The sequence below is a fragment of the Crocinitomix catalasitica ATCC 23190 genome (genome assembly GCF_000621625.1).
Classification (GTDB): Bacteria; Bacteroidota; Bacteroidia; order Flavobacteriales_D; family Crocinitomicaceae; genus Crocinitomix; species Crocinitomix catalasitica.
Genome location: NZ_JHXV01000005.1, coordinates 115,405 through 130,750 on the forward strand (window position 1 = coordinate 115,405; position 15,346 = coordinate 130,750).

Genomic DNA, 15,346 nt, shown 5'->3' on the forward strand with positions numbered 1-15,346 from the left:
GAAAACACCAAGTATTATATTCGACCAGGATATATTTTTAGTGCTTCTTCGAGACATTTTACAGCTTTAACAAGTTCTTTTTTCTCAAGTACATAAGCAATGCGAACTTGGTTTGAACCTAAACCTTTCGTTGCATAAAATCCACTGGCAGGAGCCATCATAACTGTTTCTCCATTATAATCAAAGTCCTCTAACAACCATTGACAAAAGTTTTCAGCGTCTTTAACTGGCAGTTGAGCGATACAATAAAATGCGCCTTTCGGTTTTGGACAGATAACGCCTTCAATTGCATTTAAGCCATCAACAGTAATGTTTCTTCGCTCAACATATTCATCAACAACCTCGTCGAAATATGATTGTGGTGTGTCTAAAGCTCCTTCACTTGCAATTTGAGCCAAAGTAGGAGGGGACAAACGCGCTTGGGCAAATTTCATTGCATTTGCCATCAATTCTTTATTCCTTGAAATTAATGCACCAATTCTTGCTCCACACATAGAGTATCGTTTAGATACTGAATCTATTAATACCACATTATCATCTATTCCTGTTAAATTCATTACTGAATGCGGTGTCGCATTATCGTAACAAAACTCTCTATATACTTCATCAGCAAATAAAAACAAATCGTGTTTTAAAACAATTTCTTTTAACTGTGCTAGTTCTTCTTTTGTATAAAGGTAACCTGTTGGATTCGCAGGATTACAAATAACAATACCCTTTGTTTTAGCAGTAATTAACTTCTCAAAATCTTGAATAGGAGGCAAAGCAAAGCCATCTTCAATTTTTGCTGTAACGGGAACAATTTTTAAACCCGCAGTTGTCGCAAATCCGTTATAGTTAGCATAAAACGGTTCAGGAATAATGATTTCATCACCAGGGTTAAAGCAAGTCATGAATCCAAAAATTAATGCTTCAGATCCCCCAGTAGTTATAATCATCTCATCTGAGTTGATATCAAGACCATTCTTCTTATAATATGCAGATAAACCTTTTCTATAAGATTCGAATCCAGCAGAATGACTATATTCTAGAACTGAAATATCCATGTTTTTTACTGCGTCTAAAGCTTCCTTAGGACTAGCAATATCAGGTTGTCCGATATTTAAATGATAAACTTTTTTACCAAGGCTTTTGGCCTTCTCAGCAAACGGAACCAATTTTCTAATTGGTGAAGCAGGCATTTCATTGCCTTTCAAAGATAATTTTGGCATAACTTGAAAATTTTGTCAAAAGTAGGAGATTTAATTTAGTTTAATTCGATTTAATTTTGAAAAAAAATCATTGAAGACGAATATTAATATTCTGGACTTTAAAAGAGTCGCAATTTTCTTCATTGAGTTTATAATTTTAGTCGATAAAAGAGAAGATTTTAGCTACTTTTGTACTAATGTCAGAACAAAATAAATTCGACCTTAATCTATTAAAGCGTTTAATTCGTTTTATAAAACCGTATAGAGCGATTTTTATCATTTCGTTGATTACCATGATTCTCTTATCAATTTTAGGTCCAATTCGACCTTTGGTGATTATTGAAATGATAAATAGTTATATTGTTGGTGACGGAGTTGTACCGGGGACTAACGGTGAAACAATTCAGGGATTTATAGATCTTTTTATAAGTAATCCCTCTATTAAAGAACAATTGTTGGCTTGGACTGTATTGTTAATTGTGATTCTAATTCTGGAAACGATAGTTCAATTTGTCGCTACTTATTTCTCTAATTTATTGGGACAATCAATTATTAGAGATGTTCGAATTGATCTTTTTAAACATTTCAATTCATTCAAATTAAAATATTTTGACAATACGCCTAATGGTACTGTTGTTACCCGACTAATTTCTGATATTGAAGCGATTGCAGAAGTTTTTTCAATTGGTTTATTAACCATGTTGGGAGATCTATTAAAATTGCTCATTGTTATATTGTTAATGTTTTATGTGAGTTGGGAATTAAGTTTACTGACCCTTATTCCAATTCCTTTGCTGCTTATTGCAACACGAATATTCGCAAGAGCTATGAAGAAAGCTTTTCAAAAGGAACGATTACAGGTAAATAAATTAAACACTTTTGTGCAAGAGCATATTTCAGGAATGTCAATTGTTCAATTGTTCAATAGACAGAACATAGAGTATGAAAAATTTGTTGGTATTAATAAGGAGCATCGACAAGCACATGTCGATGCTGTTTGGGCCAATTCAATTTTCTTCCCCATTGTAGAGTTATTGAGCTCTATGTCCATAGCCGTGCTAATTATTTGGGGTATGTTGAAAATGGGCTACGATGACACTGATGTCAATATGGTGGTCCCTACAATATTTGGATTTATTCTATGGATCCATATGCTTTATAGACCAATTCGTCAGTTAGCGGATAAATTCAATATCCTTCAACGAGGAATGGTAAGGGCTGAGCGCGTTTTTGAAACATTAGATCGACAGGAGCACATTGATAATAAAGGGACTTTAACCAATGTTAATTTTGATCAAGAAATTAGTTTTGACAATGTTTGGTTCGCATATAAGGATGAAGATTGGATTCTTAAAGGTATAAGTTTTAAAGTAGAAGCAGGTAAGTCAATTGCTTTAGTTGGAACAACAGGAGCAGGAAAATCAACAATCATTAATTTATTGACGAGGTTTTACGAGTTCCAAAAAGGGAGTATTCATATTGGTGAAAACGACATTCGCGATATTGAATTGCGCACGCTTAGACAAAATATTGCAGTGGTATTACAAGAAGTGTTTCTATTTTCAGACACAATACTTTATAATATTACACTTGGTGATGAAACAATTACAAAAGAACAGGTGATTACTGCTGCCAAGAAAGTAGGAGCACATAAATTTATTATGAATTTACCTGGAGGTTATGAATATAATGTTGGTGAACGCGGTGGTGTTTTATCTGTAGGTCAGAAACAATTAATCTCCTTTATTCGTGCTTATGTATATAATCCTAAAGTTTTAATTCTTGATGAAGCAACAGCAAGTGTAGATTCAGAATCAGAAGCTTTAATACAACAGGCTACAAAAGAATTACAAAAGGGAAGAACATCAATTGTAATTGCCCATCGTTTATCAACGATTGTCAATTCATCAGAAATATTAGTTATAGACAGTGGAGAAATCCTTGAAAAAGGAAGTCATGAAGCTTTATTAGAAATGAACGGTCATTACAAAAAACTTTACGAGTTAAACTTTGCTTAGGCGAGACTTTTTATTTCTAAATATTTGTTTAAAAAAGGTATTCAGAAGTACGCCGATTAATATCAATGCTATACCTAAAGTTCCGATTAAACTGATGTCTTCATCAAATATAAAATACCCTATACAAACTGCATATATGGCACCAATATATTTGATTGGGGTTATTCTCGCCGCTGCATCACTATTAAAAGCTTTAGTCATAAATAGTTGGGCAAATTGTGTAAAAACACCTATCAATATTAATAATAACCACTCAATTCCTTGTGGCATTAAAAATCCGTAGAAAAAGCAAGCAATAATCATTACAGGAGTGGCGATTAAAGGAAAATACATCACAACCGTGATTGGTGCATCAGTAGTTCTACATTTCATAATAGCATTATATGATACCCCTGAAAGTACGGCAGAACAAAGTCCAACTAGAACCCAAATTAATTGTATTTCTAGACCCTGACTTTTACTATTACCAATAAATGCTACGCCTAATAATGCGACCAAGAAAAATATCCATTGAATTGGTCTTACCTTTTCTTTGTGGAGATAGATTGCGAATATTATTGTAAAGATAGGTGATAAATATTGGACCACGGTTGCGATGGCAATTGGCAAATGTTTCAAAGTAAAAAAGAAAAGAGTTAAACTTGTTACACCAAACACGCCTCTTATTAGTAGCCATTTTTTATTATTTCCAAAGAATTTTATTTTTTGATGCTTGACTATCGCAATACAAATAGCTAGAGAAATTAAAGATCTGAATAGAATCAATTCATGAACTGGATAATTTTGTATTGTTGGAAATACATTGGTGCTGTCCGAGAGTGTTTTAACCATCAAATTAACAATCGCAAAACATAGCGATGAAAATAACATGTATAATACTCCTTTAAACATAAATGATTTTAGGTTCGCGAAGGTATAGTTTTTGACTAAATGAGGATTTGTTTAGAAAAGAAACTAAAATTATTTTGTTAATCGATTCATCTAACTATATGTCGACAAGTTTTTATTTGTCTCTATTTTTGTAGAACGAATAAACATTTTTAATGATTGATAATTTTAAGCATAAGGGATTACGAAATAAATTAGTGGATACCCTTCGAGAAAAAGGCATTCAAGATGAAGCTGTATTGACTGCTTTTAAAAATGTTCCACGACATTTTTTCTTAGATGCCGTATTTGTAAGTCAGGCATATTCTAATATGGCTTTTCAAATAGGTGCTGGTCAAACAATTTCTCATCCGTATACCGTTGCCTTTCAAACTGCATTGTTGACAATTACCAAAGGAGAAAAAATCCTAGAAATTGGAACAGGTTCAGGTTTTCAAACGGCTATTTTATGTGACCTCGGAGCGAAGGTTTTTTCAATCGAACGTCAACGAGAACTATATTTAAAAGCTAATAAAATTGTGCCTGCATTGGGTTATAACGCTAAATTAAAATATGGTGATGGTTATAAAGGATGGCCTGCATTCGGACCTTTCGATAAAATAATTGTGACTTGTGGAGCACCATTTATTCCTGAAGAACTGGTTAAACAACTAAAAAACGGAGGTAAGATGGTAATTCCTATTGGTGAAGGAAAGACCCAAGAAATGTTATTGATTACAAAAAATATTAATGGAGAAATATCAAAAGAACAATTAGGTGTTTTTAGTTTTGTACCTATGTTAAAAGAGGTGGCTAAATGATACCATTTTATGCTGTAAACAACAATAATAATATTGCATTGAATGCTGATTTAAATGAATTTAGTTTGGTTGAGAAGGATGTTACTCGTTATTTACATGCCGAATTATTAAAGCTTTTCAAAGTTCAATCGCCTGAAATAAATTTAATCAATAATACATCCTTAATGGGGATTGCTAATGATTTTAACCTCGAGTATTTAAATCCTATTAATGTGAAATATCTAAATACAGCTGATATTTTAGCACCTAAAAATTTATTGACTTATTACCTCTTGAATCAGTTATTAAATATTGATTTTGCCTATAGTGATATTGCTATGAAACACGGTAAAAAGAAGCAATTGATATTTGAAAGTAAAAGTTTCGAACTGGACTTCCATGAGAAGCCTTTGCATCAAAACAATGAATTATTAGCGATGGTTCGAAAATTTATTTCAAAATCCGAAATCCGAAATATTGCTAGTAGCTATTCTATAAGAATGAATGATGGAATGTTGAATAAAATGGCAACCTCTCTGACATATTTCAAAACCATTTATAAGCATGAGCTGATTGAGAATAAAATCTTAAATAAGATTTTTGATGCAAATCGTATACAACTTCAATTAAACTTTTTTGAAACTAATTAATTTTTAACATGGAAGGTTTTTTTTCTATCATTTACATAGGGAGTAATCGTTTTAACGAGGAGCAAATAGCAATTGGTATAATTGCTAATCTTAACGGTATTCCGTGTTTTTCTATTTCTGATCGAAAATTGAATTTTGCAATTCACGGAATGAGTGCTGATATGAAGGCTGCTATTCGTAAAGGATTTAGACTCATGGATTTTGACGTTAATAAAATTAAAAGAGGTGAAGAAACTTTATCATTGTTCGATCCTCCTTATGCTAAAAAACTATTGTCGGAATTAAGTGTCAATAAGAAGGGAGTAATACGTTATTCACAGTTGTATGAAGCGCGTTTTGCCAAGGATTTTGTTTTTGAAGAATTATTCAAAAAAATAATCGGCGAACAGCTCGTTGAAAACTTAAAGCCAGTCAAAAAAGCTTCGTTTAAACAAATATTTAGAGAGTTTGCAAATGAAAGTCGATTTGATAGCTTTACACGCGGTTTTAAAATGAGAGCAGATTCTTTTCCGATAATCTATTCGGACGCTACGATTGATCTTTTACGAAAGTCGAATTTTTATACCGTGTTTTATACGATTGATTTCACCTCCAGTCGCATAACAATTCAAAATAACCTTGCTAAATTCAGGACTATTATAACAAGTCTGCAATTGGTTTCTCAAGCTGAAGGAATGGGGAAGGGGCGGTACTATTTGGTATACGAAAATGCATCGATAAAACTAAACCAAGAATTGATTGAAATGGTGAAGATTGAAAAACAATCAGGATTCGAATTAATTCGAATGTCAGAGGTTAAAGATAAGATATAATTATCTGACAATAAGATTAAAGCGAAAGTTATTTGAACGAACAGTTAAGCATCTTGGAGCAAAACTCAAAGTTCCACCATCAATATATAAAGTTTCTAAATTTCTCATCTGACAAATCTGATCAGAGATGTTTATTTCAGGGCCAGAAAATGTCAAGTCGAGCGAATTTAAACTTGTTAAATTGTACAATTCGTTAGGTAAATATTGCAAATTGTTTCGACCAATTTCAAACTCTCTTAACCCAGTCATCTTATCTATCGATTTTGGCAAGGTAAGTAGTAAATTATTACCAACATAGAAATGACTTAAATACTGTAAATTAGAAATAGACTCCGGTAATGAAGTCAAACGATTAAAATTCAACCTAAATAATTCAAGTTTTACTAAATTTCCAATAGAGTTTGGTAGAAACTCGATTTTATTAGCTTTCAGTGATAATTCTTCCAATTCAACTAATAGTCCAATCTCTTCTGGAATTGAAATAATGTCATTTCTACTGAGGACTAACTTTTTTAAGTTGGTTAACAATCTAATTTCCTTTGGAATATGAGTTAATTTATTATTGTGAAGATTTAATACTTCTAAATCTGTTAGGTTAAACACATAGCTTGGAATCTCCGTCAATCCTTTGTTGTTGAGATTTAGTCTTAGTTTTGTTTTTTTTTTTGTTGCGTATTTAGAATTACAAGAGCCGAATATTAGTAAAAAACCGATAAAAGAAGTAATTAATAGTGATTGCAATTTCATAAAAAAAGTGTTGTTAGGTTAAATGAAATTGAATCTTCTCAATATCGTTTCCGTTGACTACTAAATTAATAAAATGAATTCCTCTATAATGTTTGCGTGTCGACAAATCTTTAAAATCTAGTTTTTTGACCAGGTTTAATGACTGATTCGAATTAAGCGTGGTTTCAGTCAATTGGAATATTTTCCGATTATGTTTTCCGGTTTTTTTCAAATAGTCAATAGCATATTCAAGTCTAAATTTAGCCTCGGGTCCATTATTTTTAATTGAGATATGTAGTTTGCTAATTCCTCCAAATTCTATTTGTGAATCTTGAATAGCGAAGGAGTTTAGCTTTAAATTATCAATCGTGCCAAAGCCGAATAGCGACATTGCTTCTTGATTGCCTTGTTTTAATAATGTGCGCAGCGCATGTTTAGCGACCCATTCTGTAGTTTTCGTCTTTTTCGCCCATCGATTGATATTTCTCAAAACCAAATCCGGGTGATGTTTCGATATATCATTCCAATTATTTGCAACACTTCTATATACATAATCCTCTTTGTCGTTTTTAAGGCGATCGAGAATAGGAAGAATTGGTTGTGGATTGTCAATGTATTGAGTGAGTTTCATAGCCCATGGTAAAAGCGGCCTACATCCTTCACTTGCCAGACGGCGAACATGAAAATTTTCACTTTCTGCCCACTTATAAAGGTGTTCAATTGTATTTGGGTTTTGTATAAGGAACGGTCTGATTGCAAATTCACTTGTCGAATACTGAGTGAATGTTTCTAAAGCCATTAATGAAGTCGGAGCATGCTCTAAACCATATAATTCTACAAATGTCGGAAAGATGGTTCCTGTATAACCTTTAAAATTTGGTGCAACATTTTTTAAAATAGCAATCTGTTTGTCATAGTCGTATGGTAAGAATTGATACATTTTTTCAGCAATGTGAATCCCTCGTGCTTTTAATTCTTTTTCTTTCCAATCATTGTTTAAGATGCTGTTAATAAAGTTTTTATCATCGAGTTTTACATCAGTTTTTTTAATAGATTTAGCTAATGATTTGATGAATTCATCATTATACATAAATTTTAATTGCTCTGCCATAAATTAAAGTTTACCTATCCATTCAAAGTATTCAGGGAAAGTATTTTTAGGTATAATTTTATAAATCCCAAATAAAGATGAGCCTGATCCAGACATACTAGAGTAAAGCGCACCTTCATGTAGTAACTTAGTCTTTATCGTTTGTAATTCTGGATGCTCGTTAAAAACAGCTGATTCAAAATCGTTTCGGATTTTGCCCTGCCAATCTTGTATAGAACCTTTAATAAATTGTTCTTCGTCTAGTGCAGAGCTAAAATTTTCAATTTTACTAAAAGCGTTCGCAGTACTTATATGAATATTTGGATGAACGATTTTAATGAAATAATTAGATAAATTTAAATTAATAGGACTCATTACCTCACCTATGCCTGTTATTAAGTGGGGAGAATTCATGATGAAAAAGGGACAATCACTACCTAACTCCAAAGATATCTGTTTTAAAATAGTATCGCTTAAATTTAATTCGAACAACTTATTTAATAAACAAAGAGTTGCAGATGCATCCGCAGATCCACCTCCAAGACCAGCACCAGTTGGAACTATTTTATGTAAATGAATTTTTACGGGACTTAAACCATATTTCGACTTCATCAGGTTATAGGCTCGAATAATCAGGTTGTTTTCAGGTGAACAATCAATTTCTACACCAGTTGATGAATAAGAAAAACTGTCACTTTTCACTATTTCAAGAATATCAGACAAGTCTGTAGGATAAAAAACACTTGATAAATTATGGTACCCATCAAGTCGTTTACCAATGATATTCAGACCTATATTAATTTTAGTTTTTGGGTAAACAACCATCTTTTTAAAATTTATTCGAAGATAATCTTAAATTTAAAATAAATCGGTACGATTAAGAATCAAAAAAACACTAAATTTGAATTTCCAAAAAATAAAATGATGGCAAACTTTTTACCTTTTGAAGAACCGATAAATAGTATTGAAGAAGAGATAGTAAAAGCAAAGGAAATTGAAACAAATTCCGGAGTAGACACTTCTAAAATGGTTCGAGATCTTCAAAAACAGTTAAAAAAAACAACTGAAGATATATTTAAAAAGTTGACTCCATGGCAACGTGTTCAATTATCTAGACACCCTGATAGACCATATTCATTAGATTATATCAAATCTTTAACGGATGGAACTTTTATTGAGTTACATGGTGATCGAAATGTGCGAGATGATAAGGCAATGATCGGTGGTTTTGGTCAAATTGATGGCAAAACAATGATGTTTGTAGGTCAACAAAAAGGAAGTAATACTAAACTCAGACAATACAGAAATTTCGGTATGCCTAATCCAGAAGGATATAGGAAGGCCTTAAGATTGTTTAGATTGGCTGAAAAATTTAATAAACCAATTGTTACTTTAATTGATACTCCAGGTGCTTTTCCAGGTTTAGAAGCTGAAGAAAGAGGACAAGGTGAAGCTATCGCTCGTAATATCTATGAGATGATGAACCTTAAAGTACCAGTGATTTGTATCATTATAGGTGAAGGTGCTTCAGGCGGAGCTTTAGGCATTGGTGCGGGTGATAAAGTAATAATGCTAGAAAATTCATGGTATTCTGTTATTTCCCCTGAAAATTGTTCTACCATTTTATGGAGAAGTTGGGATTTTAAGGAGCGTGCAGCAGAAGTTCTTAAATTAACTTCAACGGATATGAAAGAGTTACGTATCGTTGACGAGATTATAGATGAACCATTAGGTGGAGCACATCGTGATAGAGAGAAAACATATAGTAATGTTAAATCTTCAATTATAAAAAATATCGCTAAACTAGAAAAAATGGATCCAGATAAACGTTGTGATGCTAGAATAGAGAAGTATTGTGCAATGGGTGTTTTTAACGGAAAGTAAGTTTAAATTATAGCAGATATTTATTTATGATTGGTAGCGATTACGAGAAAATTGAATTCGTATTATTCAATTTAAATTTACTCGAACCAATGGGGTTTATCACGGATACCTTATTGGCTATATTGAGTATTACTTTAGGATTAAAGCTTAGAAAATTAAAAATTTATCATCCCTTTAAAACCTATTGGATTGCATTTTTCTATATTTTCGGTATAGGTGCTTTTCTTGGCGGTTTAGGACATTTATTCTTTAATTATTGGGGCGTTAGTGGTAAATTTCCTTCTTGGATTTCAGGACCAATTGCAATTTATACTTTAGAACAGGCAATGATTTCTGTGCACCCTAATCAAAGTCGATTAGGTTTATATAAATTATTATCCTTTTGGAAATTAATTATAGTGTTTACTATTTTTACTTTGGTATGTATTTATCTACCCATCTATGAAAATCCAACATTAGCTTTTCTTCCTTCAGCAATAAACACAATTTTAGGAGTCGTTTTAACAGCTGGAATTTTAGCTAGGTATTATGCTAAAACCGTCAATAATGCATATATGTATTTTGTTTATGGTGTGCTAATTTTATTACCATCAGCTTTTATATTTCTACTAAAAATAAATTTACATCAGTGGTTTGACAAAAACGATTTTAGTCATATATTAATGATGTTGGGTATTTTGTATTTCTATTTGGGCGCTAAAAAAGTTGAACCCTTGATTAAATAAGTTTTACTAACTTGATTTAAAAAATAACGATGGTATACTCATTCAATGGCTTTATTCCAGTAGTTGATCCAAGCTCTTTTATTCATCCTCAAGCAACAGTTACAGGGAATGTGATTATTGGAAAAGATGTTTACATAGGACCAGGTGCTGCAATTAGGGGAGATTGGGGTGCAATAATTATTGAGGATGGCTGTAACGTTCAAGAGAACTGCACGATTCACATGTTTCCGGGAACAACCGTTTTTTTAAAAAAAGGTGCACATATCGGTCATGGAGCTATTATTCATGGCGCCACTATTGGTGAAAATTGCTTAATAGGAATGAATGCTGTGATAATGGACGATGCCATTATTGAAGAGGAAAGTATTATTGGTGCTTTAAGTTTTGTTCCAGCCAAAACGACAATAAAAAAACGCAGTTTAGCAGTGGGGAATCCAATAAAGGTCATCAAGGAAGTTTCAGACGATATGTTATCTTGGAAAACAAAAGGAACAGCTTTATACCAGACTTTACCAAAAGAATGTCAAGATTCACTTATAGCAGTTGAGCCTCTTACAGAAATCGAACCAGATCGACCTACTCAAGAGTCAATGTATACGACTTGGGAATCGATTAAGAATTCTAAATAAGTACCAATCTTCATTATTTTTCAAGGAATTTGCATTTGAACTGTTAAAAGTATTGATTGGAGGTAATTGTTTTCTAGTGAAATAAGCTTTATTTTAGTAGTATGAAAACTGCTTACAAATCTCTGCTTAGTATAGTATTACTAATTCTTACTCCAACTCTTTATAGTCAACTAAACATCAATGAAATTGGATATCTTGATATTCCAGCTTTACATGACACAAAGTGTAATGATATTTGGGGGTATGTTGATGAATTAGGGAATGAATATGCTATCGTTGGTACTGAAGATGGGGTTTCAATAGTTGATGTTACTGTTCCTGCTGACGTCGCTGAAGTTGCTTGGATTCCCGGAATGAACTCAATTTGGCGAGATATTAAAACTTATGGTGATTTTGCCTATGTAACGACCGAAGCTTTGGAAGGTTTATTAATAATAGACCTGAGTCCTTTACCATTTGATACTGAATTACCTACAAGAATTTATTCAGGACCAGCATTAACTCCATGGCAATCTGCACATAATATTTATCAAACGGATGGCTATGCTTATATTTTTGGAGCAGGTCGTGGAGCAGGAGGAGTAATAATACTTGATGTCGCTACTGATCCTTGGAATCCAACGGAGGTAGGTGTATTTGATAATTGGTATGCACATGATGGATATGTTCAAAATGACACAGGATATTTTGCTCATATTTACGATGGTTTTTTTAGTGTGGTTGATCTGAGGGAAAAAGCGTTCCCTGTACTGTTAGGTTCTGCTGTAACTCCTACCGCCTTTACACATAATATTTGGGCGACTGAAGATGGTAACTACGTTTTTACAACTGATGAAATCTCAGATGGCTATATCGGTTCATTTGATGTTTCTAATCCTGAATCTATTGTTGAATTAGATAGAATCCAGTCTTCTCCTGGTTCGAATAGGGTACCGCATAACTCACATGTTAAAGGAGATTATTTATATACTTCTTACTATACTGATGGATTGGTTGTGCACGATATTTCAGATCCAAATAATATTATAGAAGTTGCCAATTTTGACACCTCGCCTTTAACTGGACCTACGACGGAAGGTTGTTGGGGTGCTTATCCTTTTTTACCTTCAGATCATATTTTGGCGACAGATAGAGAAGAAGGGTTGTTTGTTTTTGATGTTTTAGAACACCCAGCGAGTTATTTAAATGGTACAATTACAGAATCAATTACTGGAACACCTCTAAATAATGTTAGTATTAGTATTGAAAGCACAGATATTGAAGATTTTTCTAACGTGCCAGGTTATTACGCAACGGGTATTGAAAGTGAGGGAATAAAAATGGTCGATTATTTCAAAGTTTTATACTATCCACAGTCAATTCCATTAAATTTTGTAAACGGAGCTACGAGAATACAGGATGTAGAACTCGAAAAAATTCCTGAATTTTCAATTGATATTAAAGTTCTAGATTCTGAAACTCTATTGCCGATAGAAGGTGTTAATGTATTGTTCTCACATACTTATATTGATAGTGAAGCAGAGACGGATATTGATGGCAACGCCAATATACCTTTGTATTATCAAGATAATTATCAAGTATCTGTTGGAATTTGGGGCTATAAGACTGTTTGTTTGGAAGATATTATGTTAACAGATGAGACTGGTGAAATTATTGTTCAACTTGATAAAGGATATTATGATGATTTTAGTTTAGATTTTAATTGGACTTCAGGAGGAACAGCGTCGAGAGGTCATTGGGTTCGAGATATCCCTGTTGGTGTTGATATAGGAGAGAATCCTTATTTTGATAGTCCCTTTGATTGCGGAAAATACGCGTATATTACAGGTAATGGAACGAGTAGTTCTAATACACAGGAAGTGAATGATGGAGAAGTTATTTTAGTTTCACCTATATTTTCGCTTGTGGATTATGTTGATCCGTATATAAATTATGCTACTTGGTTCTTCAATTTGCATGGCGCACCGCCAGATGATACTTTATTTGTTTATATAATCTCCGACGCAGGTGTTGAAGTAATTGATAAATTGTATAATGGAGGTTTACCAATGAGTCAATGGAACGCAAGCTCGATTCGTATTTTAGATTTTACGACTCCTTCTGATGAAATGCAAATAATGTTCATGTTGAGTGATTATGTAGAAACCGAAAATATTACAGAAGGTGCAGTCGATTTTTTCTCAATCACGGAAAGTTCTTTATTGAATATTCCTAACGAAAACAAAGAAATTGCATCTAGCATAAAAGCTTATCCTAATCCTTTTCAAAACACGATAAATATTGAAGGAGTCAACGAAGGATTTTTAGTAATTTATGATATATCGGGAAAACAAATTTGTAATTTAAATGTTGAAAAGGAGATTAAGTTACCAACACTTGAAAGCGGTGTTTATTTATTCGAAGTTCAAGACTTAAATTCTAGAACTTTAAAAATTTTCAAACAAATTAAATATTAAATAAATGAGATTAAATAAAGTTGTTTATAGTTGTATTTTCCTAAGTCTTTTTGCTTGTTCAAATAACGAAGTGGTTGAGAACGTTAAATCCACTTATACTGAGGAATCTGATGGGATTATTGAATATGACTTGAATGAGGATAGAATAGATGCCGTTCAATTTAATAATAACTTATCGATGATTCAACAAAATGTCTCACGTCAAATTGAATTACTATTCCAGTCCGATTCTATTGATATTCAACAGAATTACGAAAATACACTCTTCGAAATTGAGATTAATTTACACGAGCTAAAGTCGTATGAAGTGGAGAATGGAGAAAATTTTTTAAAGGCAATCACTGATCTGTTAATTTTTTATAAAAATGAATTAACCAATGATTTTCCCGAATTAATCGAGATAATAAAGAGTGGTGTAAAGAATGAGAATGAACTCGAAAGACTAAACGAGTATGATGTCAAATTCGCAAAAGAAGAGGCTGAATATTTAGAAATAATATTTCAAGAACAAGATACTTTTGCAGCAATAAATAATATTAAATTGGCCAGCTAGTGAAAAGCTATTTTGCCATATTATTTAGTGCTTTCATTTTTTTTGGTTTCGTTATTTATTTTTCATTCAAAATCGATAACAAGCTTTCTGAATACAAGGATATAAAAGAAGATATAGCAAAACAATTAAATTTTAAAGAACGTATTTTGAACGGATGGGAATGGTTACCTGGTAATGAGATAGGTAAATCGAAAAGAGAATATTGGGAAAAACAAGAAACAAAGGCCGATAATGTCTACGGTTTTGTGAATAGATATTCCATCTTTCTTATACTTACCGTTGTCATATTCGTAGTTTTTAATGTACTATTTTATCAATACAAACCTATAAAATATAATGTTTATGGTTTACTTATGGTTTTCAGCGCTTTTGCCTTCTTATTTATTGGATTGAAATCCCCTTTTATTGAAATTTTTGCATATTCGAGAGATTTCACAGTAAAATTTCCAATTGATATAAATCTCAATGATTACCCATTAATTAGTATGTTGGATCTAGGTGAATGGGGGAAAATAAAATATAATTTTGAGGCAACTTTTGAAGGTCGTACTTATTATATGTATCAAAACAAATCAATTGTCAATTTGCTTGAAATTCTTTATACCGGAGGCAATTTTATTGTCGCTATTATGGTAGGATTATTTAGCGTTATCTTTCCAATTGTAAAATTGACCAGTTCAATATTCATTATATTCAATCCTCATAGCAAAAGAAGTCAAAGCTTATTTGTTTATATCAAAAACCTCGGTAAATGGAGTATGGCTGATGTATTTATCGCTGCAATCTTCCTTAGTATTTTTGCGTACACAAGCTTAAATGTAGGTGTAGAGACTGGAGCACGCACATTGTATGGAACGTACTATTTTTTACTTTTTGTCTTACTTTCAATTGGTTCAGGATACTATATTAACAAAGTTTTAGTAGTTCAAAAATTTTAAAATCGATA

15 protein-coding genes are annotated in these 15,346 nt (G+C 32.4%); 10 read left to right on the top strand and 5 right to left on the bottom strand.

What is annotated here, in order from left to right; genetic code table 11:
- Positions 1-14 precede the first annotated feature (14 nt).
- Positions 15-1,211, bottom strand: coding sequence for a pyridoxal phosphate-dependent aminotransferase (locus T367_RS0102860; protein WP_027418497.1), 1,197 nt, complete (start codon positions 1,209-1,211; stop codon positions 15-17).
- A 176-nt stretch (positions 1,212-1,387) separates the two neighbouring features.
- On the opposite strand from T367_RS0102860, the gene T367_RS0102865 reads away from it, so the two are divergent.
- Positions 1,388-3,208, top strand: coding sequence for an ABC transporter ATP-binding protein (locus T367_RS0102865; protein ID WP_027418498.1), 1,821 nt, complete (start codon positions 1,388-1,390; stop codon positions 3,206-3,208).
- On the opposite strand, the gene T367_RS0102870 is transcribed toward T367_RS0102865, so the two are convergent.
- A complete protein-coding gene (locus tag T367_RS0102870; protein WP_051568307.1) occupies positions 3,194-4,099 on the bottom strand; it encodes a DMT family transporter in 906 nt (301 codons plus the stop codon). The genes T367_RS0102865 and T367_RS0102870 overlap by 15 nt on opposite strands.
- A 152-nt stretch (positions 4,100-4,251) precedes the next feature.
- Here T367_RS0102870 and T367_RS0102875 point away from each other — a divergent pair, with 152 nt between their 5' ends.
- The 3 genes from T367_RS0102875 to T367_RS0102885 are packed head-to-tail and all read left to right on the top strand — an operon-like array spanning position 4,252 to position 6,337.
- Complete coding sequence (locus T367_RS0102875) at positions 4,252-4,896, top strand: protein-L-isoaspartate(D-aspartate) O-methyltransferase (RefSeq protein ID WP_027418500.1); 645 nt, start codon at positions 4,252-4,254, stop codon at positions 4,894-4,896.
- Positions 4,893-5,525, top strand: coding sequence for a hypothetical protein (locus tag T367_RS0102880; RefSeq protein ID WP_027418501.1), 633 nt, complete (start codon positions 4,893-4,895; stop codon positions 5,523-5,525). Before T367_RS0102875 ends, T367_RS0102880 begins: the two co-directional genes overlap by 4 nt.
- An 8-nt stretch (positions 5,526-5,533) precedes the next feature.
- Entirely contained in the window at positions 5,534-6,337 is an 804-nt protein-coding gene (locus T367_RS0102885; RefSeq protein ID WP_027418502.1) for a hypothetical protein, read from the top strand.
- On the opposite strand, the gene T367_RS21160 is transcribed toward T367_RS0102885, so the two are convergent.
- Genes T367_RS21160 through ispE form a run of 3 tightly spaced genes read right to left on the bottom strand, consistent with a single transcriptional unit; the run spans position 6,338 to position 8,978 of the window.
- Positions 6,338-7,084 (bottom strand): leucine-rich repeat domain-containing protein, encoded by a 747-nt coding sequence (locus T367_RS21160; protein ID WP_051568308.1) that lies wholly within the window; start codon positions 7,082-7,084, stop codon positions 6,338-6,340.
- 13 nt (positions 7,085-7,097) lie between these two features.
- Positions 7,098-8,174 carry a DNA alkylation repair protein gene (locus tag T367_RS0102895; protein ID WP_027418503.1) on the bottom strand — a complete coding sequence of 359 codons (1,077 nt, stop codon included), beginning with the start codon at positions 8,172-8,174 and terminating at the stop codon, positions 7,098-7,100.
- Between the two features lie 3 nt (positions 8,175-8,177).
- On the bottom strand, positions 8,178-8,978 hold the full coding sequence (gene ispE / locus T367_RS0102900; protein ID WP_027418504.1) for a 4-(cytidine 5'-diphospho)-2-C-methyl-D-erythritol kinase: 801 nt from the start codon (positions 8,976-8,978) through the stop codon (positions 8,178-8,180).
- Positions 8,979-9,077: 99 nt separating this feature from the next.
- Between ispE and T367_RS0102905 the strand changes: the two genes are divergently transcribed.
- The 6 genes from T367_RS0102905 (at position 9,078) to T367_RS0102930 (ending at position 15,338) form a co-directional block, all read left to right on the top strand.
- On the top strand, positions 9,078-10,037 hold the full coding sequence (locus T367_RS0102905; protein WP_027418505.1) for an acetyl-CoA carboxylase carboxyltransferase subunit alpha: 960 nt from the start codon (positions 9,078-9,080) through the stop codon (positions 10,035-10,037).
- A 26-nt stretch (positions 10,038-10,063) separates the two neighbouring features.
- Entirely contained in the window at positions 10,064-10,762 is a 699-nt protein-coding gene (locus T367_RS0102910; RefSeq protein ID WP_027418506.1) for a DUF6962 family protein, read from the top strand.
- A 29-nt stretch (positions 10,763-10,791) separates the two neighbouring features.
- The gene (locus tag T367_RS0102915) at positions 10,792-11,391 is read left to right on the top strand and encodes an acyltransferase (RefSeq protein ID WP_035842237.1); all 600 of its coding nucleotides are present in this window, start codon (positions 10,792-10,794) and stop codon (positions 11,389-11,391) included.
- 101 nt (positions 11,392-11,492) lie between these two features.
- A complete protein-coding gene (locus tag T367_RS0102920) occupies positions 11,493-13,847 on the top strand; it encodes a choice-of-anchor B family protein (RefSeq protein ID WP_027418508.1) in 2,355 nt (784 codons plus the stop codon).
- Positions 13,848-13,851: 4 nt separating this feature from the next.
- Positions 13,852-14,400 (top strand): hypothetical protein, encoded by a 549-nt coding sequence (locus T367_RS0102925; protein WP_027418509.1) that lies wholly within the window; start codon positions 13,852-13,854, stop codon positions 14,398-14,400.
- Complete coding sequence (locus tag T367_RS0102930) at positions 14,400-15,338, top strand: paraquat-inducible protein A (RefSeq protein WP_027418510.1); 939 nt, start codon at positions 14,400-14,402, stop codon at positions 15,336-15,338. Before T367_RS0102925 ends, T367_RS0102930 begins: the two co-directional genes overlap by 1 nt.
- Positions 15,339-15,346 lie beyond the last annotated feature (8 nt).